This is a genomic window from Trichocoleus sp. FACHB-40, from assembly GCF_014695915.1.
Classification (GTDB): domain Bacteria; phylum Cyanobacteriota; class Cyanobacteriia; order Cyanobacteriales; family FACHB-T130; genus Funiculus; species Funiculus sociatus.
Genome location: NZ_JACJPF010000098.1, coordinates 38,400 through 60,285 on the forward strand (window position 1 = coordinate 38,400; position 21,886 = coordinate 60,285).

The following is a 21,886-nucleotide window of genomic DNA, read 5'->3' on the forward strand; positions in this document are numbered from 1 at the left end:
GAAAACTATGACAGAATCCGTCCTTCATCAGGATGTTCGCACTCCGGAGGATTCCCAACCCAGGGACAAGATCCGTCGCCTGGTGTTTAGGATGGCGATCGCTACCTTAATTTTGATGGCAATTGGTAGCGCAACGCGAGTTATGAATGCTGGGCTTGCCTGCCCAGACTGGCCTCTGTGTTACGGTCAGCTAGTGCCATCTTCACAGATGAATCTCCAGGTATTTCTGGAGTGGTTTCACAGATTGGATGCGGCTGTAATTGGGTTAGGCGCGATCGCACTCACTGCGGTTTCGTGGTGGAATCGTCGCTCTTTACCAACTTGGTTGCCTATTGCATCCACTTTTGCGCTTTTTTTGGTGATTTTCCAGGGTGTATTGGGCGGACTGACAGTAACCCAGCTCCTCCGTTTCGATATTGTCACCGCTCACCTGGGAACAGCTTTATTGTTTTTCACAACTCTGCTGGTAATTGGTGCGGCACTCCTACCTTATCAAGGCACTGGCACCGCTAGTAAACTGCCGTGGATCAGCTTAAGTGCTGCCATTTTTGTATATTTACAAAGTTTACTCGGTGGATTAGTCGGTTCTCAGTGGGCGCTACATCAGTGTTTTGGAGCGCAAGAACTCTGCACGGTGATGAATAGTCACATTGCCGGAGTTATACCGCCAACCGTTGCCACAATAGCCGTGGTGGTTTTCGCATGGCGCACGCCCGCACTGCATCCACTACTGCGAAAGTGGGCTAACTTGGCGGGTGGTTTACTGGTGTTGCAAATTGCTCTCGGTGTGGCTACTTTCCGCTTACACCTACAAGTAGAACCGCTGACAGTGGCTCACCAGGCAGTGGGAGCGGCTTTACTAGGTTCGATGGTTGTTTTTACCGTTTTGGCGTTGCGCGATCGCAATGCTTCTGTTGTCGTACCAGATCCGTCTCTATAACTCTTCATCAACCAGCACCCTGAACGGGTGCTAGCTACACAAACTTTAGAGACGCTTTGGAATTGCTTCTACCTTGTCCAGCTAGGTCACTCGATTTTGGATTTTAGATTGGCGATTTTGGATTGACTCCACAGTAAATACTGGGGGATTTGGGATTTTAGATTTGTTTCCTAGTTTCAACTAGGGCGGAGATCGGGTTTTGAACAATAAATCATCCAGACTCTAATCCAAAATCCAAAATCGGCTAGGTCAATTAGGAAAATAAATAATGCAAGAAATGATGGTTGGAGCCGATGTCTCCCGCAAACATCAAAACTTCCTACAAGTAATTCACAGCTACTACCAGCTAACAAAACCGCGCATTATCCCACTACTGCTGATTACCACAGCGGCGGGTATGTGGATGGCATCAGATGGACGGGTAGATCCATTTTTGTTATTGGTGACGCTGACAGGCGGAACCCTTGCTGCGGCATCTGCCCAGACTCTTAACTGCATTTACGACCGCGATATCGATTATGCTATGGAGCGCACCCGCCGCCGCCCGATTCCTTCCGGGCGAGTGCAGTCGAGCCATGCGCTGCTGTTTGCGATCGCGCTTGGCTGCCTATCTTTCACCCTCCTAGCAGTATGCGCTAATCTGCTGAGTGCGTTGTTGGCAATGTCCGGCATTGTCTTCTACATGGCCATCTACACTCATTTGCTGAAGCGCCACACCGCGCAAAATATTGTGATTGGCGGTGCAGCTGGAGCGATCCCCGCTTTAGTGGGTTGGGCAGCTGTTACTGGTTCTTTAAGCTGGGCAGCGTGGCTACTTTTTGCCATCGTATTTGTTTGGACACCTCCGCACTTCTGGGCGTTGGCGTTGATGATTCGCGATGACTACGCCAAAGTCGGCATCCCGATGCTGCCAGTTGTTGCGGGTGAAGTTGCCACTACCCGGCAAATCTGGATTTACACCTTAATTATGGTGCCGATGACGCTGTTGTTAGTTTATCCTTTAGGCGCTTCTGGTGTAGTTTATGGCATTATTGCTGCTATCTTGGGAAGCGTTTTTATCAAGAAAGCTTGGGCATTATTGCAGGAACCTGAGAATAAACAATTGGCGCGATCGCTGTTTAAATTCTCCATTCTCTACATGATGTTGTTATGTACTGGGATAGTAATAGACAGCTTGCCGAAGACTCATCAACTAACAGCATTCGTAGCTGAACATATACAGACGTTAATCAGCGCGATCGCATTTTAAAACGGCGATGTTTTTAATTGCGTCCAGACAAACAAAACCCGCGAAGGCGGGTTTTTTATTTATGAGCGATCGCTCTCTCCTCAGCAACTCTCTACCAGTAATCTGTAAACTAGGAAACGTAAAGTAACCAGGGGTGCGAATTATTCCTACATCAGCACAGCTATTCACTTGCTTCATCCTGAGTTATTGGGCAACAAAAATGTATTTGCCGATTTATATAATTAGGATAGATGAACCCACAGGAGGAGTATTCTTCCTAGCTGGAGAAGAGACAGAAATCCTGATTAATCGCAATGGACTCTGGAAACTTTTATGATTAAACCAAATTTTGAGGCAATGAGCCGTAAAGAACTACTAGGCTACATACGAGAACATAGAGACGACGATGAAGCCTTCCGCATCTATATGGATAGGGTGACGGCTGAATCGACGACAGAGTGGTATCCGGCTCCCCAGTCAATAGATGACCTTAAGAATTTTCCTGAGTTGCTAGAAAAACATCGTCGAGAACGAAAAGAAAATCAGTAGTGCGATCGCGCTTTTCAGGGGAATGCGATCGCTTTCTCTTCCCTCTGCGCCTCAGCGGTTCGTTTATACTTTATTCCCTAGCAAACTTACTCAAATTCTCTTGTCGCCATTTTGCATCTAATTTGCGATTTGTTCGCAACTCCAACACCCGAATTCCCTTACTTGGCAGCGGGTTTAATCGCTGCTTGAAATGCTCCCAAGAAGTAATCACTTCATGCTCCACATTGTATGTAGCACAAAGTTGAGCAAAATTAATATCTTGTGGCGTAGCAAAAAACTCTTCAAAAGGTGGTTCAAACTTAGAAATTGGCAACATTTCAAAAATACCGCCGCCATTATTATTAATTAGAACAATCGTCAAATGCCCGATAAACTTATTTCTCAGTAAGAAACCATTCGTATCGTGCAATAAAGCTAAATCGCCCGTCAACATCACACTACTTTGATTTTGATGTGCAATTCCCAAAGCAGTTGATAAAGTGCCATCAATGCCATTTGCACCCCGGTTAAAAAATGGTTGAATTCCAGAATTGTTTGGTTTCCAGAAAAACTCCGCATCTCTTACAGGCATACTGTTAGAAATAAATATGGGCGTTTTTATTGGTAAAAACTGGGAGAGTAACCAAGCAGCTTTTCCTTCAAAAAGCGTTTCCATTGTTGCCATTGTTTCGTCAATATTTTGTCTAACTTTGGCTTCAGCTTCACACCACAGATGAAGATATTCGCTTGGGGGAGACGCGATAAATTCCGTCTCCACTAGAGATTCTACAGATGTTCGTAAATGTGTTGTTTTGCCGTGGAGTGGGTCTAAATTGTGATCGCTGGGGTCAATTATCCAGCGTCGTATGTGAGCATTATCTAACCAGTTTCGCAGTTCTTTACTGGTGGGTAATTCTCCTATTTGAATTACCATCTTTGGTATTAGTTCTTTTGCTAACTGTTGATTCCGTAAGATTAGGTCATAGCTGGAAATTAAAGACGAATTGAGCTGGGCATAGTTTCTTAATGGGGATAGGGCTTCAGCTAATACAGGAAATCTTAAAGTTTGGGAAAGTTTTGAAATTGCATTGCAATACTCTTTAGGGAATATAGGTTGCGCGGTTCCAGCAATAATAATTCCTCGGTTACATTGCTGCCATTCTTGAATTGTAGTGTTGGATATCTCCCCAGTCCCCCTTAATAAGGAGGGTAGCCCGCCCGATGCAATTCCAGTAAAGAAATCTTCTGGCTGAAACTGCAATTTGAGGGTTTCGGTGTCGAGTTGGGGAATTGGAGCGAGTGGGTCGCGGAAGGGGATGTTAAGATGAACGCAGCCTGGGGTAGGAAATAGCGATCGCTCCCAAGCATAAATCATCGTTTGGCGCAGATAACACAGCATCCCCATTTCCAGAGAAGGTAGCGCTAACTCCGCTTGCCAGTTGGGATAATTGCCATACAATTTCACCTGATCTATTGTCTGCCCAGAGTGACAATCTCGCAATTCTGGGGGACGATCTGCTGTTAAAACTAAAAGGGGGATTCGGCTTTCCCTTGCTTCAATTACAGCGGGATAAAAGTTAGCGCCAGCGGTTCCAGAAGTGCAAACTAAAGCTACAGGAATCCCAGTTCTTTTAGCAATTCCCAAGGCAAAAAATGCGGCAGAACGTTCATCTAAAATTGGAATTGCTTCTACTTCATTTTGTTGGGCAAAAGCAATGGTTAACGGTGTGGAACGCGAACCAGGGCAAATAATAGCTGTAGTTAATCCTAATCGTTTTAAGGTTTCGGTTAGGATTGAAGCCCAGACGGAATTGGTGTTATTAAAGTTAATTGACATTTCTAACTATCAAGACTGAAAATCTTAGCTTATGGTAATAGTATGTTGGATGCAAAGAATTATTAGGAATTTCATGGTTCTTGAAGCCGTTATGCTAAATGTGAAAGATGGATATGAAAGTGATTTTGAAATTGCTTTTTTAAAAGCATCAATAATTATCTCGTCTATGAACGGATATTTATCCCATGAACTCCACAGATGTATTGAAGTTAAAGGAAAATATTTATTACTGGTTAATTGGAAGACATTAGAAGATCATACAATCGGATTTAGAGCTTCTACTGAATATCAGGAGTGGAAAAGACTTCTTCACCATTTTTACGATCCATTTCCAATTGTTGAACATTTTGAAAAAGTTGAACTCAAGCATTAATACAGAACTACAGCGTTTCTCAGTTGGGTGGAATATATTGCGGTTCTAACATTTGGTAGGGGCTTTTTGATTGCTATGCCCCTAGATATATCGCACCCTACTCTTGAATTGCTATAAAGCATCCTTATGGGAGACTAAATTGATTAAACTAAGGCTTTTAGAAGTGCCTGGAGTTTGAGTTGAATTTCTGCTAATTCTTTTTCAGGATCGGAACCAGCAACGATACCCGCACCTGCGTATAGTCTGGCGCGACAATCATCTATTAATGCTGAACGAATTCCGACAATAAATTCGCTGTCGCCTCTGCTATCTATCCAACCGAGGGGTGCGGCATATAATGATCTGTTGAAAGTTTCATAGTGGCGAATTTCTTCTTGGGCAATCTCTGTGGGTGCACCAGCAACTGCTGGGGTGGGATGCAGTTGGGCGACAATTTCTAAGGGATTAACCTCTGCTGGTAATTGCGCCTGGATTGGTGTCCATAAATGCTGGATATTTAGCAGTTGTAACAGCTTTGGTTGCGATAATATTTCAGGGTGTAAGCCAAGCTGGGATAAACGTTGAGTAATGAAATCGATCACAACCCGATGCTCTCGTCTTTCTTTTTCACTTGTTAGTAACCGATTCGCTAATTCGGCATCTTCATCTGTGGTTTTACCTCGTGCTGCTGAACCAGCCAAAGCATCAGTTACTAATTTATGATTATGAATACTAATTAACCGTTCCGGGCTGGCACCGATAAAATTTTGCCCATTGCCGTTACTGGTGGAAAAGATATAGCAGTCAGGATGGCGTATTCGTAAATGGTTAAGGGAAGGAATTAGCTGGAAAGGAATAGGGGAAATAACATCAAAGGCGTGAGCTAAAACAATTTTGTCAATTTTCTTGGAGTCGATTGATGATAATGCCTTTATAACAGATGATTTAAAGTGACTGACATCTGTTACATTTTGTTTGATAAATTTGTTTCTAGCATCAATTGCTATATTTAGTAAATTAGCACTATTAAACCTTTCTACACCTGCCATTTTTATTGAATGAAAGGTTCGCCATAAGTTTTCCGATAAATCTTGAAGATTTACTTCTGAATTTATGGCAATATTCGCAACTACTACTGAGATGTTTTTTCTAAAAGCGATTTGCCAACGGGGTAAAAATATGGTTGCAGATGGAAAAGGTGAATCAGGCTCTAAATTGTTATTAAAGAAAGTGAAGCTACAGAAGAAATGAGGTCCATAAAAAGGAAGATTGATAGCGCCGATGCTGGTGGTATTAGCAAGGCAAGATTGAATAAACTGTTGCGATTGGTAAAATCTATCTGGACTTTCTAATTTCAGCGATGTTACGCTGTCAATAGCAGCGATCGCTTCCCCTTGTCCTGGCTTTTCAAAGTAAAAGTGTAGTTGCTCTGGTAAGCCTATTGCCTGAAGTACAGCTAGCGGATCGACGGCTGGAATTTCTTGAGAAATACTCAGGATTTTTGTTTGTTTCTTAGGCAGAGAGGCCTGCTTAAATTTTAACAGAAATTGGTATATTTCCTTACAGTCTTGAAAGAGGTTAGAACGAAGTGGTGTTAATGTCATGCAAATCAGGGTAAAAAAATTTTCTGAAGTTTGTTTTCAAATCTGATTAACAATTTCTCAATCGTGCTATAGCTAGATGTATGTCAGTTCCGGTCTGGGGAAGCCTGCTACGGCAAGCCTTTGACTCCTCGGATTAGCGCCTGCCTTAGGGTATTGTAACCAAAATTTCTCCTACCGGAGACTGGGATGCTTCTTTTAGGGTACTGCGAAAAAGGCGCTTTCTGGAGAGAGTGAGAAATATACTTTCACCGTACCGCGCCGCAACTTCCTTAAAGCCGGGATGAGTAAACTGCTAGTAATTTAATCAAGCTACTACTGATGACTACAAGTTTCATAGAACAGCCAAATAGTAAGTTGTGGATGGCGGCAATTAAGCCACCCATGTACAGCGTTGCCATTATTCCAGTCTGGGTGGGGACAGCTGTTGCTTTTGCTGAAACTAAAATGTTTCATGTAGGAATATTTTCTACGTTTTTAATATCAGCAATTTCACTTATTGCCTGGATGAATTGCAGTAATGATGTGTTTGATTCGGAGACGGGTATTGATATAAACAAAGCCCACTCACTGGTAAATTTGACAGGTAACAAATCCTTGATTTTTTGGATTTCAAATCTGTTTTTAGGGTTGGGTATACTAGGAACCCTAGCGATCGCATTATGGCAACAAGACCTCACAGTAATCGGGTTGATACTCCTGGGTTGTGCATTGGCATACACCTATCAAGGGCCTCCCTTTCGCTTAGGCTACCAGGGTTTGGGGGAAATTATCTGCTTTATTTGCTTTGGCCCTCTGGTAGTCTCGGCAGTTTATTATAGTCAAGCAGGTGCTTGGTCAATGACCAGCCTCGCTGCATCTATCATTGTAGGGATTGCCACAAGTTTAATTTTGTTTTGCTCCCATTTCCACCAGGCAGTTGACGATTTGGCAGCCGGAAAGCGATCGCCTATCGTCCGACTTGGAACCAAAACAGGAGCGCAGTTATTACCTTGGTTTTGCGGTAGCATTTATGCGCTGACAGGCATATTCGTAGTTTCGCAGATTTTCCCCGTTTGGACGTTGCTGGTGTTAGCGACTTTGCCCCTTGCCTGGAAATTATGCACTCACGTCCACCAGAATCACGATCAGCCAGAGAAAGTTAGCAACTGCAAATTCATCGCAGTAACCCTGCATTTTTGGAGTGGGTTACTGTTGGGATTAGGGTTTGTACTGCCATTTTAGCTGATGCAATATCGATTCGAGTTTCGTCCTTATCAGCGGCAATTTGCGCGATCGCTTTCCACTAATCATGGCACTTGGAACATCCGCGAAGGCATGATCATTCGCCTCACCGATGAAAATGGGCAAGTCGGTTGGGGTGAAGTTGCCCCTTTGCCCTGGTTTGGTTCCGAAACTCTAGAACAAGCCTTAGATTTCTGCCGCCAAGTGGGAGAGAAAATTACCGCCGAGGCGATTTTCAACCTCCCTGCTGAACTCCCCGCCTGTCAATTTGGCTTCGAGTCCGCTTGGGAAGATACACATTTTTTGGATAAGGCACTAACCCCCCAACCCTCCTTCCCTTCAAGGGAAGGGGGGAAATTGAAAGCCCCTCTGCTTGTAGGAAAGGGGTTGGGGGAGATGTTCTATAGTGGCTTATTACCAGCTGGAGAAGCTGCCTTACATCAATGGCAGACACTCTGGAACCAAGGATATCGCACCTTCAAATGGAAAATCGGTGTCGCCTCAATTGAAGAAGAACTAAATATTTTTCACCAGCTAATTCAAGCATTACCGCAAGAGGCAAAATTGCGATTAGATGCCAATGGCGGACTTAGCTGGAATGAGGCAAACGAATGGTTGAAAGAATGCGCTTGTGTTGAGATTATCGAATTTCTGGAACAACCGTTAAGAGTTGGCGAAGAAACTGCTATGGGGGAATTACGCGATCGCTATTCTATCCCCATTGCCTTAGATGAATCAATTGCCACACTCAACCAAATACAAGCTTCCTACCGCAACGGTTGGCGAGGAATATTTGTAATTAAACCCTCCATAGTTGGTTCCCCCAGTCGTTTGCGACAATTTTGCCAACAACATCACATCGACGCAGTTTTTTCCTCAGTCTTTGAAACCGCCATTGGAAGACAAGCCGCACTCAAACTAGCAGCTGAATTATCCTCTCCACATCGTACAGTTGGTTTTGGCATCAACCACTGGTTTAACGAAGATGAAGAAACTACCTTTGAAGACTTATGGAAACGCCTTTAGAATATCTCAAAAAACGTACTGACGATGATTGGCTAATTGGTGAAGACAGTCGCCAATTTACCAGCCTAGCCGAACAGTTATTTCTTCAATTAATCCAAGAAAATCAGCCAAAAATATTACTATCAGAACCAGAACCAATAAAATTTATCGCCAGCTTCGTTGCCGCCGTAGCCGCCGGTTGTCCAGTTTTTATCTGCAATCCCAACTGGGTAAAACAGGAATGGCAACAAGTTCTAGATTTAGTCCAACCAGACATAATTTTAGGCCAAGATATAGCAACCGACAGACATCAAAGATATTCCTCAATCCCTAATCCCCAATCCCCTGTCCCAAATTCCATCATGATTCCCACAGGTGGTTCATCAGGCAAGATTAGATTTGCAATTCACACCTGGGAAACATTAATGGCCTCCGTACAAGGTTTTAAAAAATATTTTCAATTAACTCAAGTCAATTCTTTCTGCGTACTGCCGCTGTATCATGTCAGCGGATTAATGCAATTTATGCGCTCCTTCACCTCTGGAGGAAAATTGGTAATTCGACCATTGAAAGCATTAGAAGCAGGAGAAAAATGTAACATTGAAGCATCCGAATTTTTTATATCTTTAGTACCAACCCAGCTACAACGTCTCCTACAGAATCCAGAATTAGCTGCCTGGTTATCCCATTTTCAGACAGTCCTATTGGGAGGCGCACCCGCTTGGCAGGAACTTCTGGAACAGGCGAGACACCAAAACATTCGGCTAGCACCCACCTATGGCATGACAGAAACCGCCTCACAGATTGCCACTCTCAAACCAGAAGAATTCCTCAAAGGTAACAACAGCTCTGGTCAAATTTTACCTCATGTTAAAGTAACAATTCGCAGCCCCAATAACGAAATATTAGACATCAATAATGCAGGAATTATTACCATCCAGACTAATTCCTTAGCACATGGTTACTATCCAGAAACGTTCCCAAATAACCATAAGTTCCAAGTAGATGACATAGGCTTCATTGATAAACAAGGTGACATAAACATCATTGGACGTAACAGCAATAAAATCATCACAGGTGGCGAAAACGTGTTTCCCTCCGAGATAGAAGCCGCAATTAGAGCCACAGGGTTAGTTGCCGATATTTGCATCATTGGCTTACCAGATTCCCATTGGGGAGAAATCGTAACAGCAATTTACATCCCCAGTAATCCCGAAATTTCTACTAACACCTTGCAAACCGCAATCGAGAATAAACTTAGTAAATTCAAACGTCCCAAACAGTGGATTCCAGTAAAGACCTTACCACGCAATTCTCAAGGCAAAATAAACCTTGAACAACTACAAAAAATAGCTACAACAAACACACCAGCCTAAATCCCATCCCTCTGCGTCCTCTGCGCCTCAGGGGTTCCTTCCTCCTGCTCCCCCCACTCACGCAACCATCTCACAATCTCCGCAGAAAACTCTTTTCTACTTTTACTAACCGCATCAATACAAACGTGTCTAGTAATTGCCTTAGCGACTATGTTATCAGCGACAACAAACTGATAACCAACTTCAAATTTCTCGCTACTCAAATACTTACACATTAACTTAATAAATATCTCGTCCCCGCAAAACATCGGACGAAAAAAATCTACACTAGCATGAACAATAGGAATAGCAACAGACGAATTACTAAAGAACACCTTAAGATTAATACCAGATGCCGCCAAAGACTGCTCATAAGCTTCGTGGCACATTGCTAAAACATTAGCAAAGTAAACAACACCGGCTGCATCAGTATCTTGAAACCGAATTGTGCGAGTGTAATTAAATGTCATTTATCGATTTGATTACCATGTACTAATAATATTTTCTAATTCCTCAACATTTAGACAATCCATAGCAAATGCCTTAGAAAGCAGATTTTGAGGAATAAATTCATCATATTTTTGCAATTTTAAAGGTTCTTCAGCAGCAACTAAATCATGCGATGAAATCCTTTGATTGCCAAAAGAAAGGATTTCATCACAAAGTTCTTGAGATTGGCTTTTACCTAACTTAACTGTTAGATAATAAGGAGCCTTACCTCCTATACGTTTAATATCCAGTGACTCTCGGCAAAAGAAATTCAAAAACCTTTCCAAAGTGCGGTAGGTGACAGTACCCATCCAAGGAAAAATGCAGCAAGTATTACCTTCTATTAAAACTATATTATTTCTTTGCAATCCAGCACTTCTAGCTAGTTCTCGAACTGTATTCAAACGTTTTTTAGCATTATTTTTTAAATAGATATATTGAGTATCTTCAAAAAGAACCTGTCGCATCCGTTGCAGAACTTTCGTATGAATATTGCTACTGCCACCATACCAAGAAATACTAGACTGGCCCTTAACTTGTTTTACAAAAACATTTCTTGATTTTAAACAAACATCTATAACTTCCCAACTTCTGCCTGCCAAGGCAAACAAATTACCAACAGGGGGAGCCATAACAATACTGCCGATTGCCATAGAGTCGTCCCTGACGACATACTCAATAGTGTCTGAGAATACAGCATAAAAATGAAAATTTTTGACAATTTTCTCCCCTGCCATACCAATAATTAATTCTCCCTGTCCAGTCTGCTGAATATGCTCAATTTCAATCAAGTGATGCAGCAACTGCCGGAAATCATCTTTGGATATAGCAGCAAAGGGTGGTAAGGATAAAACTTGCTGAGCAAGAGCCGCGGGTGAGAGTTCACCCATCGCCATCAAAATGCTCATTGTTTGGTGATAAAGAAGGCTTAACGGGTATTTAACAGGCTTGATTGGCTCAATCCAACGTTCTTCCAAGTAAAGTTGAATAATAGCTATAGATTGCAACAGTTGCCAGGGAATTTGTTTCGGAAGTGATTCCTCACCTGATGGCTCATCTTCCGCACAAACAAACCGCATATCTGCTGCACTACCTCGCCTTCCCGAACGTCCCAACCTCTGCAAGAAACTAGACACAGAAAGAGGTGCTTCTAACTGAATTACCCGCTGTAATTGACCTATATCAATCCCTAATTCAAGGGTGACTGTTGCAGCAGTAACAGATGCGGTTTTTTTATCACGCATCGCGTCCTCAGCAGCTTCCCTTAAAGAGGCAGAAATACTGCCATGATGGACGTGATAAATATCTGGTAATCCTTCAGATTCGGCAATTTGTCGTAGATTAGCGATAACCGATTCTGTATCAGAGCGATTATTAGCGAAAATTAAACACTTTCGGGATTTGGTATTATCAAAAATATGCTTATAGTAAGGATTAATAAATGATTCATCAGCATTATCTGAAATATAAAAATGTTCTAAAGCTAAGTTGACTTTCCGTTGTCCACCATCGATATCAGGAGTAATGACTGGAGTTTCGGTTCCTGAACGAAGCCAATCTTCAGCTATGGAATAATCGCCAAGGGTCGCAGATAAACCAATCCGACGCGGCGTTTTTTTTACGAATTTTGATAGGCGTGCTAACTGGCAAAGAATTTGGCAACCGCGTTCGGAACCCATAAAGGCATGGATTTCATCAATGATGATAAAGCGCAAATCTCCGAATAGACGAACCAGTTCTTTATTTTTATTAATTAACAAGCTTTCTAAAGATTCTGGAGTAATTTGCAGAACGCCTTTAGGATCTCTTATTAGCAGTTCCTTACGACTTGAGGAGACATCGCCGTGCCAGTGCCAAACAGGAATATCGGCTTCTTTTAATATGTCATTTAGACGCTCAAATTGGTCGTTAATTAGCGCTTTAATAGGACTGATATAGAGTGCGCCGATAGTTATGGATGGATTCTGATGTAGTAAGGTAAGAACTGGCAGAAAAGCAGCTTCTGTTTTTCCCGAAGATGTTCCCGCAGCAAGCAATAGGTGAACATCTGTGTCAAAAATTACCCGACTAGCTTCTATTTGAACGTGCCTTAATTCCGTCCAATCGTGAGTGTAGATATATTCTTGAATAAATGGCGCTAACCTATCAAAAGGCTGTTTACTCATAAGCTATATTTGACTTTTAGTTTCTGCTCTCTTGTTTCTCTTCACTTCGGGCCATATAGCGAAGAGAGCGCATGGCTACGCTAATGCGTCTAAGCGCTAACGTGCAGGCTCCGCCAACGCGGTTCATTCCTCTTAACTCATAAAGTAAATTCTGCAAATTCGTTATCCCCATCCACATCTGAATTTTTGCTTGGAGGAGTGGGTTTAAAATTGTCCCCGCGAATCAGTTCATTAAAAGAAATGTCTGGATTTTGTTGCATGATGTTTAAGATACTGATGAAATCGCGGACAACTTCGCGGGGTGTCAAAAATTTTTCAGCACCTAAACGATTGACAACCTCTTGCATAAATTCTTGCAATTCGCTGGGTTTAAGAGTTTTATTATAGTTGTAATGGGCAGCATGAACATCAACCAATCTATACAAAAGTTCCGATATATTTTGGGAAGTTAATGTTTCTAGCTGGATGACTGGTGCTGAGATATCTTTATGACCGTTTTTAACACGACTGCTTAAACGCGATCGCAAGGCTTCATCACTATACAACCCCCGGCGTTTGTCTTCCACAAATTCTGGCGTACCACCCAGATAAATCCCTAGATTTTCTGCTCTTCCCTGCATCGTGTCGTTGAACATAGCCAGCAGCTTGTCGTAATTTTTCTGACGGGAAGCTGTATGAGTAATCTTGTATAAATGTACAGCCTCATCCAGCAAAATTAAAAGTCCTTTGTAACCGATGTCATAAATAAACTTAGCAAATAATTTTAGGTAATCATACCATGTTTCATCATCAATAATGACGCGCACACCCAGGGCTGATTTTGCCTCAGTTTTAGTACCAAATTCTCCCCGCAACCACCTCAGTGCAGCTTCTTTTTTATCATCATCATCCAAGCGATAGCCGCGCCAATAAGCGATGATAACATTGGCAAAGTCAAACCCATGAACTAAGCCTTCTACGTCCTTAACTACTTCCCTAATTCTCGTTTCTACTAAATCGTCAAAGCCGCTGTCATTGGGACGCATATCGTTATCTTGGGCGACTTGGTTTTGAATCCCATTAATCCAGCCTTCTAAAATTGGTGTTAAAGCACCACCTTCAGGACGAATTTTTGTAGAAAAATTCTGCATTAATTCTCGATAAGTTGCTACACCTTTACCGTCAGTTCCTGTTAGCCTGCGTTCTGGAGATAAGTCAGCATCAGCTACCACAAAACCTTTCTCCATAGCGTAGTTGCGAATCAGTTGCAGCATAAAGCTTTTACCTGAACCGTAGCGTCCCACTATGAAGCGAAATGCTGCACTACCTTCGCCAATATTATCCAGATCCTGTAAAACAGCTTTAACTTCTTTTTCTCTACCTACAGCAATATATTCCAGACCAATTCTAGGCACAACTCCTGCACCAACTGAACTGATTAAGGCATTAGATATTCTTTTGGTAATTTTAAGTTTTGTCATGGATTTAACATGAGTTGATAAGTAATTATTTACCATCCTCTGTAGAGTGGGCATTGCCCACAATAACACCATTGGAGGACATTGCCTACAAAATTATATTTTTAACTTTTGTTAAATATTCCTGTGCGATCGCTGGCGGAACCGACACCGATCCAGGCTCTATAATCAGATCACCAATTGTATCCATAGCAAGCTCATTTATACCATCAATTAAGAGTTGGGGCATTGTGATATTTTCTTCGGCAATTTTTTTTATTGTTCCACCTGGATTATTTTGCTCTAAAATTGCTTTGAGTATTTGAATATCATCATCACTAAGTCTTGCTTTTAACTCAGCCCATTCTGAAGGTATTTCCTCTAGTTTAGTTTTTGTTTCGCGAAAAGACGTTTTCTGACGCGACTTTTCCTTTGGCTGTTTTATTTCGTAAATTTGGAACTGTAATTGCCTAAGCTCTAATTGTAAAGATAGCAAAGATTGATTTAGCTCAGCTTTCTGCATCTCAAAAGCCTGAATTTGAGTTTGCAAGTTTTCGGCTTCTGATTGTAAGGGACGTTTTTGCTTTTTTAAGTTTGTTATCTCCTGCTCTAAGACGCTCTTTTCCTTTTGATTTTCTGTGAATTGAGCTTGCATTTTGCTGAGATCGGAGCGTAGAGAACTCAAACTTAATTCTGTTTTTTGTTTTTCTGATGTTACAGCCAGCAGCGATTGATTTAGTTCAGTTTTTTGCGTTTCCATAACTTGAACTTGAGTTTGGAGAATAAAACCTTGATCTTCTAACTGGTGCCTATAGGCTCCTAAATTGGCTATCTCCCGATTCAGCACATCCCTTTGGTTATGTCTTTCGGTAACTTGGAGATTTAGTTGATTGAGACTGGACTGCAAATAATAAAGATGCTCCTCTAAATCTTGTCTTTCTCCATCTATAGCTTGAATTTCGTTTAGGAGAAAATTCTTTTGCTTCCTTTGTTTATTTTCTACAACTAAAGTTCCCGCATAAGTAGCAGGTACAGTAATTACCCCTGTAAGCAGCGCTCTCCCGAAGTCTCGGTTAGCAATAAGTCCAATAAAAAAGCTTACGCTGAAGGCAACTGACGAGAGTAAAATTCGATTACTTAGCTTTGTGGATCGCATATTGCTTGTTGTTGGCTCCAGTCAGCAGTTTCCAACTTTTTACATTATTATGTGTTTACGGTTAAATCGGCTTTGAGAAAGTCAATAAATTGTCGTGCTGTGCGCCCAGAACGCCCGTTGTGACGAGTTGCCCACTGGAGGGCGCGATATTCTAAATCTTTCTGGGTGAGGGGAATTTCCGCTTGGGCGGCAAGATGTCGGATAATGTTTAAATAGGTATTCTGATCGGCTGGTTCAAAGGTTAAAGTAAGACCAAAGCGATCGCTAAACGAAAGTTTTTCCTGCACCGTATCCCAAGCATGGATTTCTTCATTGTCTCGCGTGAGCGGGCGATCACCAAAAAATTCTCGAATCAAGTGGCGGCGATTGGAAGTCGCATATACCACCACATTTTGCGATCGCGCAGTTAAATTACCCTCCAACACAACTTTAAGCGCTTTGAAAGCGTCGTCATCTTCCTCAAAGGAGAGATCGTCAACAAAAATAACGAATTTCTGAGGAACACCCCGCAGCTGCTCCACAATTTCTGACAAATCTCTCAAGTCAGATTTAGCCACTTCCACAAGGCGCAAATTTCCAGTACCCGACTCATTTAACAACCCCTTCACCAAAGAAGATTTGCCACTGCCACGACTGCCATACAGCAAAACGTGCAAGGCTGGATAACCAGCAAGTAAAAATTTTGTATTCTTCAGCAAAGCGTCTCGCTGAGACTCGTAGCCGACTAATTCCGTAAGCTTTACAGGATCGGGATGCCTAATTCCCACCAGTTGCCCCGATTGCCAGCGAAAAGCCCGATACTCAGCAAACAGTCCCGTGCCGTAGTCGTGGTAATGAGTTGCCAGATATTCCAGCGCCTCTGCCCAATTTTCTAAAATTTGGAATTTATCCCGGATGGGCAACTCATGAATCGCCCCTACTATCCCATCCTGCTGCTGGTTCCAGGCAACGGGAGCAGCAGGCAGCTTAGCGGCAGCTTGCACCCACCTACTCAACTGGTCGCTACTGCAATTGTAGAGGCTCTGCAAGGCTTGTAAATCATGCTGGGCAGCTGCTACCAGAGCTGGAGACAGTAAAGATGCCTGCTGGACTTGCCTGGTAAAAGGATTATCGGTTCTGAGGATTTGCGTAATCAGGTAGTTTTCCCAGCTTTGATTTTTGGCGGCTAAAGCTTGAAACCAACTACCGTAAGCTTGCAGGCAAACCAGCCCATCGGTGTCGGCATCGCATAAGGCTTGCAGCAGATTCAGGAAAGCCGAACCCACTTCACCCGCAAGAACGGATTTATAGAGTAACAGGGACGCAGCTTGGCGTTGCAGGAATTTGATTGAAGCGATCGCTTGAGTATCCATCAATTACCAGAGTGATCTACCGAGAGCTATGGTAAATTGTCTGCCGACCCTAAAAATAGGTTTGCACTAATGAATCTGGGAATTATCAGCGCGATCGCATACGGCATCTTAGCAATTATTGGCGGCATTATTGGCTACTCTCAAGCGCAAAGTAAAGTTTCATTAATTTCTGGTATTGTCAGCGGTCTATTACTGATTCTCGGCGGAGTGATGCAATTGCAGGGACAAGCTTGGGGGCTGATTTTAGCAACCGTTGTCACCGCTGTTCTAGTAATTGTCTTCGCCGTCCGCTTGGCGAAAACTCGCAAGTTTATGCCTGCGGGGTTGATGAGTGTCTTAGGTTTGGTAACGCTTGCAGTGATGATTCAGCAACTGGTTGTCAGAGTATAGCGGCGCTTCTAGCTTTCTGGATCTATCCCAAGCGATCGTGCCTGCTTTATTGGCACGACCTACAAAATTCACACCCTTCATTCCTAAATCAGCCAAGCCATCAAAAAACTTAACGAATCTGGCAGCATTTCAATTTAGTAGCGACGGCAGGGAACACTAACCATAGAGAAGCTTTTGCCAACATACTCCCTCAAAGAGCTACCCATGAGTACCGTCAAAATTCAAGCTACTGAATATCCTGTTCAGAAAGTATTTAGTAATGATTTCGTTTTTACCATTCCCCTGTACCAGCGTCCCTATGCCTGGACTACTGAGCAAGCTGGAGAATTGCTTCAAGACCTAATTGTATCCTTGGGTGACGGTAACGAGCCAATTGATGATATAAATCCCTACTTCCTGGGCAGCATGGTACTAATAAAGGCAGATAAACCAGACGCTCAAGTTGTTGATGGTCAACAACGTCTGTCAACGCTCACTATAATACTTTCAGCTCTGCGGACGTTAGTACAGCTCCAGTATGCCAATGCCTTAACTAAGTTGCTCTACGAAGAAGGCAACCCGATCCTTGGCACCCATAACCGTTATCATCTGACCTTGGCTAAGCGAGATGCAGATTTTTTCAAGGAATACATTCAGGATGAAGGCGGTATTAGCAAGCTGGAATCTTTACACTCAGCTACGCTTTCAGATAGTCGTAAAAACATTAAAGAAAACGCGCTGTTATTCCTGCAAGAGTTAGGGAGATTTTCCGAATCTCAGCGGGTTCGGCTCGTGCAATTCATTATTACCAGATGTTTTCTGGTAGTCGTTTCAACACCAGACTTAGAATCTGCATATCGGATATTTTCTGTGCTGAACGGTCGGGGTCTAGACCTGTCACTTCCCGATATTTTAAAAGCTGAGATTATCGGGCAAATTCCTGACGATCAAAAGGAAGCATACACTTGCAAATGGGAAGATATCCAAGAGAAACTAGGTCGGGAGACGTTTGAAGACCTTTTTTCATACATTCGCATGATTTATCGTAAGGCAAAACTCACTGGTAGCATCCTCAAGGAATACCGCGAACATATTAAACCTTGGAATAATTCTCAGGAGTTTATCAAGACAACTTTATGTCCTTTAGCTGATGCTTTCTACGAAATTAAGAATACAAGCTATGTAAGCGATAAACACGCCGAAAAAGTAAATAAACTGTTTAAGCAGTTAAATGATATTGATAATTCTGACTGGATACCTCCAGCTATTCTCTATCTCTCTCGTAACCACAGTCATCCTGAGCAATTGGTGCAATTCTTTACTGAATTAGAACGTCTTGCGGCGGGTTTGATGATTAAACGGGCAAATATTAACGAACGGATTGAACGCTATCGTCGCTTGCTAACTGCCATTGAGCATGAGGAAGATTTGTATACACCCGATTCACCACTCCAAATTACATCAGAAGAAAAGAATGATATTCTCAAAATGTTGGATGGCGACCTCTACCTGACTCAAAAAATTCGTTTATTTGTATTGCTGCGTCTAGATGCGGCTCTGTCAGAAGGTGAAGCATCATACAACTTCTCCACCATTACTGTCGAGCATATATTACCGCAAAATCCTGCCCATGATAGTCTGTGGGTGAAGTGCTTTACAAGCTTGAAAGAACGCGAAAAATATGTGCATCGTTTAGGAAATCTGGCTTTACTCTCTTGTTGTAAAAACAGCGAAGCGCAAAACTATGACTTTGATGTGAAAAAGCAAAAGTATTTCACCACTAAAAAAGGTGTTTCTCCTTTTGCGCTAACAACTCAAGTGCTAATGGAACAGGAATGGACACCCGAAGTCATTGAGGCGCGGCAGAAAAATCTGATCGGCGTTCTCAAGAAAGTTTGGCGCTTAGATTAGTAGGCTAATGCAAAGGCGATCGCTTCCTCATTTTCTCTAATCCCGAACGCGATCGCTCCTACTTTTTCTGAAGTTTAGATGTGCCTAAACCATCTGCCGAAGTGGAATCTCAATAATAAACTCCGCTCCCCTACCCGGTGCTGAGAGACATTCCAATTTACCATTGTGCTTTTCTACAACGATCTGGTAGCTAATTGCCAAACCCAGCCCCGTGCCTTTGCCAATGGCTTTGGTAGTAAAAAAAGGATTAAATAGCTGTTGTCTCACCGCCTCTGTCATTCCAGAGCCATTATCCGCAATTTTGATAACGACGCGATCGCAGTCTAGTACCTCAGTGCGAATTTTGATCCAGCTGGGATTTGCCTTAATTTCTGAGAGCGATCGCTGTTTGTTATACTCATCCAACGCATCAATGGCATTAGCGATCAAATTCATAAACACTTGATTAAGCTGCCCTGCGTAGCACTCGACTTTAGGTAATTGACCGTACTCCTTAATCATCTGAATGTTAGGATGATCCGGTTTTGCTTTCAGGCGGTTATGCAGAATCATTAAGGTACTATCAATTCCTTCGTGAATATCAACCGCTTTCATTTCAGCTTCGTCAATTCGCGAGAAATTCCGCAAGCTAAGCACAATCTCCCGGATGCGATCTGCACCCACCTTCATTGATGACAACAGGTTAGGAAAATCTTCCATCATAAAATCCAGGTCAATTGCTTCTATCTCTTCCTGAATTTCTGGCGTTGAATTAGGATACTGCTGATGATAGAGCCGCAAGAGATTTAATAAATCTTGGGTGTATTCTCTGACATGGGTGAGATTCCCAAAGATAAAGTTAACTGGGTTATTAATTTCGTGAGCAATCCCTGCAACTAATTGTCCTAAACTGGACATTTTTTCGCTTTGGATTAGTTGACCTTGAGTACGTTGAAGTTCTTGGAGAGTATGTTCTAGCTGCTGATTTTTTTCTTTTAACTGAACTTCTTTCTCCCGACGGGCTTCCTCAGCTTGTTTGCGAGCGGTAATATCCATCACGGTGACACCAATACCCATCGGCTTGCCGTCTTCTCCAGGTATGGGAAATTGAGAAGTCAACCAGTGCATCAGGACGCCTGGATTGCTAGGTAATTCACCGCACCCCTCAATGTTGAGAATCGCTTCGCCTGTCGTCAGTACTTTGCGTAACGTCGATTCAATCTCTTGTGCAACGTCGGGCAATACTTCAGCCAGGGATCTTCCTAAATGTTCTTCTACAGACACGCCATTGATCTGTGCTAACGCTTCGTTGATTTGCAGATACCGCATCTCGTCGTCAAGAATAGAGAGTCCGATCGGCGCAACGCTAATAAATGAGTTCAAAAGCTGCTCGCGCCGCGCTAATTCTTTTTCCAACGCCTTGCGATCGCTAATGTCTCGCGACATTCCAATCAAACCGATAACGTTTCCTTGGGGATCGCGGTAGATATTTTTTGTTGAGAGATACGTTACCGCGATGTCATTGATATAGACGATCTCCTCTAACGTCTGAGTTGTCCCAGAAGCCATAATTCTGCGGTCAGTCTCCATAAGTTGAGGGGCAACCTCAGGTGGAAATACCTCGGAGTCATCCTTCCCAATCATCTCCTCTACAGACTTGCCAAGTAGGCTGGCACCAATGGAGTTGACCATCAAATAGCGACCCTGAAGATCCTTGATAAAAATGATATCGGTAGTTCCTTCAATGACTGCCTGTAAGAGGTTATAGCTTACCTGGAGCGCGTCCTCTGTTTGCTGGCGTTCGGCAATTTGCTGGTGTAATTGCTCGTTCAGTTGACTCAGCTCGATCGTGCGCTCCTCAACTCTATCTTCTAGCTCTTGATTTAGCTGTTTTAGTGCTACTTCTGCTCGGTGGCGCTGGGTGTCAACAGCATTTAGGAATTTGGCATTCCACCAGATTAGAAAGCCAAAAATAACTACGTTAAAGACGCCAAAAATAGCCAGCCCAGCTTCGCTGTCATAAATCTGAGATTGGTAGCCCCATAAAATGAACCAGCCCAAGGCTGAGGGAATGCCAATCGCGGCTGGGGACATCCGCCGCGCCATCAATCCGCCTGCTTTGTCGCTTGTAACAACTGTCATCAGTCCTCGATCGGGACAAGCAAACAGGATGCCGCTAGAAAGCAGGATAAATGCGATCGCTGTGTGCAACGCCACACCTGTGTTGTAACTCTTGCCGTACAACGAGGTGATCCTGTAGATATAGCCCAAAAGGCCCAGGAAACCAATCAAAAATCCGCCTAAGCTAATGCAATGAGCCGGACGGTACACCCTTTTTGATAACAGCAAAAGGGCAGAGCCAAGCATGAAAAAGCTCAGGGCGCTATTGGGAGACATTCCCCCTGGTGCAGAAGTGCCAACAGCGCCGGCTGGGTCTTTAAACAGCAGTTCATCAATCCCTATATTCCATCCAAACCCATACTCAATGAGTGTCAATAGACCGATTAAAATGACAATGATTGCCAACATTTGAGAAAGGTCAAACGAAGACTTTCTCCGCTTATCTTTTGCGTGTTGTCTTCTGTCTTCCGCGTCGTGCCACAAACACAAAGACAAGCCACTCAGAATAAAGGCTATGCTTGTGTTAGCTTTCATGCTTACCAGCCCTGGCAAAATGCTTTTAAGGACTGTAATATCTAATATCCAGCCCAATAAAACAACACAGCCAATTAGGGTGGCAATAATACCGGCTTTTCTGGAGTAGGATTGTAGAGACGCGGCGAATTCAGTCTTTTCAGTCATAAGATGCGGACTTTAATGAATATTAGTAACTTAATATTTTTTGTTAATTAATATAAAAAACTCTTTCATATTTTGCTACATATGGGTCGTATAGATTAGCTAATTTATTTAGCTAAAAAAGCTATTTTTGCGTCAATAAAGACTGAAGTATAAACTT

General features: G+C 42.8%; 18 protein-coding genes. 9 read left to right on the forward strand and 9 right to left on the reverse strand.

Annotated features, from left to right (window positions below):
• Positions 1 to 7: 7 nt before the first annotated feature.
• Positions 8 to 940: a heme A synthase gene (locus H6F63_RS21225; protein WP_190639443.1), complete on the forward strand. Its 933-nt coding sequence runs from the start codon at positions 8 to 10 to the stop codon at positions 938 to 940.
• Positions 941 to 1,220: 280 nt separating this feature from the next.
• Positions 1,221 to 2,189 (forward strand): heme o synthase, encoded by a 969-nt coding sequence (locus H6F63_RS21230; RefSeq protein WP_190639626.1) that lies wholly within the window; start codon positions 1,221 to 1,223, stop codon positions 2,187 to 2,189.
• Here the strand turns inward: H6F63_RS21230 and H6F63_RS21235 are convergent.
• Positions 2,166 to 2,366, reverse strand: a complete 201-nt coding sequence (locus H6F63_RS21235; RefSeq protein WP_190639444.1) for a hypothetical protein — start codon at positions 2,364 to 2,366, stop codon at positions 2,166 to 2,168. The two genes, H6F63_RS21230 and H6F63_RS21235, sit on opposite strands and share 24 nt — an antisense overlap.
• 135 nt (positions 2,367 to 2,501) lie before the next feature.
• Here H6F63_RS21235 and H6F63_RS21240 point away from each other — a divergent pair, with 135 nt between their 5' ends.
• Positions 2,502 to 2,717, forward strand: coding sequence for a hypothetical protein (locus H6F63_RS21240; protein WP_190455347.1), 216 nt, complete (start codon positions 2,502 to 2,504; stop codon positions 2,715 to 2,717).
• Between the two features lie 70 nt (positions 2,718 to 2,787).
• On the opposite strand, the gene menD is transcribed toward H6F63_RS21240, so the two are convergent.
• Positions 2,788 to 4,533: a 2-succinyl-5-enolpyruvyl-6-hydroxy-3-cyclohexene-1-carboxylic-acid synthase gene (gene menD, locus H6F63_RS21245; protein WP_190639445.1), complete on the reverse strand. Its 1,746-nt coding sequence runs from the start codon at positions 4,531 to 4,533 to the stop codon at positions 2,788 to 2,790.
• A gap of 73 nt (positions 4,534 to 4,606) precedes the next feature.
• On the opposite strand from menD, the gene H6F63_RS21250 reads away from it, so the two are divergent.
• Positions 4,607 to 4,906, forward strand: coding sequence for an antibiotic biosynthesis monooxygenase (locus tag H6F63_RS21250; RefSeq protein ID WP_190639446.1), 300 nt, complete (start codon positions 4,607 to 4,609; stop codon positions 4,904 to 4,906).
• 143 nt (positions 4,907 to 5,049) lie between these two features.
• On the opposite strand, the gene H6F63_RS21255 is transcribed toward H6F63_RS21250, so the two are convergent.
• Positions 5,050 to 6,489, reverse strand: a complete 1,440-nt coding sequence (locus H6F63_RS21255; protein WP_190639447.1) for an isochorismate synthase — start codon at positions 6,487 to 6,489, stop codon at positions 5,050 to 5,052.
• Positions 6,490 to 6,807: 318 nt separating this feature from the next.
• Here H6F63_RS21255 and menA point away from each other — a divergent pair, with 318 nt between their 5' ends.
• From menA to H6F63_RS21270, 3 genes are read left to right on the forward strand one after another with little or no spacing between them, the layout of a single operon-like run.
• Positions 6,808 to 7,710: a 2-carboxy-1,4-naphthoquinone phytyltransferase gene (gene menA / locus H6F63_RS21260; RefSeq protein ID WP_190639448.1), complete on the forward strand. Its 903-nt coding sequence runs from the start codon at positions 6,808 to 6,810 to the stop codon at positions 7,708 to 7,710.
• A gap of 3 nt (positions 7,711 to 7,713) precedes the next feature.
• On the forward strand, positions 7,714 to 8,736 hold the full coding sequence (locus tag H6F63_RS21265; protein ID WP_190639449.1) for an o-succinylbenzoate synthase: 1,023 nt from the start codon (positions 7,714 to 7,716) through the stop codon (positions 8,734 to 8,736).
• Complete coding sequence (locus H6F63_RS21270; RefSeq protein WP_190639450.1) at positions 8,721 to 10,091, forward strand: 2-succinylbenzoate--CoA ligase; 1,371 nt, start codon at positions 8,721 to 8,723, stop codon at positions 10,089 to 10,091. The genes H6F63_RS21265 and H6F63_RS21270 overlap by 16 nt, the downstream gene beginning before the upstream one ends.
• Here the strand turns inward: H6F63_RS21270 and H6F63_RS21275 are convergent.
• From H6F63_RS21275 to H6F63_RS21295, 5 genes are all read right to left on the reverse strand, one after another.
• Positions 10,088 to 10,540 carry a thioesterase family protein gene (locus H6F63_RS21275; protein ID WP_190639451.1) on the reverse strand — a complete coding sequence of 151 codons (453 nt, stop codon included), beginning with the start codon at positions 10,538 to 10,540 and terminating at the stop codon, positions 10,088 to 10,090. The genes H6F63_RS21270 and H6F63_RS21275 overlap by 4 nt on opposite strands.
• Before the next feature lie 12 nt (positions 10,541 to 10,552).
• Positions 10,553 to 12,724, reverse strand: coding sequence for a DEAD/DEAH box helicase (locus H6F63_RS21280; protein WP_190639452.1), 2,172 nt, complete (start codon positions 12,722 to 12,724; stop codon positions 10,553 to 10,555).
• Between the two features lie 137 nt (positions 12,725 to 12,861).
• A complete protein-coding gene (locus tag H6F63_RS21285; protein WP_190639453.1) occupies positions 12,862 to 14,184 on the reverse strand; it encodes an ATP-binding protein in 1,323 nt (440 codons plus the stop codon).
• An 85-nt stretch (positions 14,185 to 14,269) separates the two neighbouring features.
• A complete protein-coding gene (locus H6F63_RS21290; RefSeq protein WP_190639454.1) occupies positions 14,270 to 14,920 on the reverse strand; it encodes a tellurite resistance TerB C-terminal domain-containing protein in 651 nt (216 codons plus the stop codon).
• 443 nt (positions 14,921 to 15,363) lie between these two features.
• Positions 15,364 to 16,668 (reverse strand): ATP-binding protein, encoded by a 1,305-nt coding sequence (locus H6F63_RS21295; protein ID WP_190639627.1) that lies wholly within the window; start codon positions 16,666 to 16,668, stop codon positions 15,364 to 15,366.
• Positions 16,669 to 16,737: 69 nt separating this feature from the next.
• On the opposite strand from H6F63_RS21295, the gene H6F63_RS21300 reads away from it, so the two are divergent.
• Together H6F63_RS21300 and H6F63_RS21305 are read left to right on the forward strand one after the other, a co-directional pair.
• Entirely contained in the window at positions 16,738 to 17,058 is a 321-nt protein-coding gene (locus H6F63_RS21300; protein WP_190639455.1) for a TMEM14 family protein, read from the forward strand.
• A gap of 204 nt (positions 17,059 to 17,262) precedes the next feature.
• A complete protein-coding gene (locus tag H6F63_RS21305) occupies positions 17,263 to 18,948 on the forward strand; it encodes a DUF262 domain-containing protein (protein ID WP_190639456.1) in 1,686 nt (561 codons plus the stop codon).
• A gap of 84 nt (positions 18,949 to 19,032) precedes the next feature.
• Here H6F63_RS21305 and H6F63_RS21310 read toward each other — a convergent pair whose 3' ends face one another.
• Positions 19,033 to 21,729 (reverse strand): PAS domain-containing protein, encoded by a 2,697-nt coding sequence (locus H6F63_RS21310; RefSeq protein ID WP_190639457.1) that lies wholly within the window; start codon positions 21,727 to 21,729, stop codon positions 19,033 to 19,035.
• Positions 21,730 to 21,886: the final 157 nt, after the last annotated feature.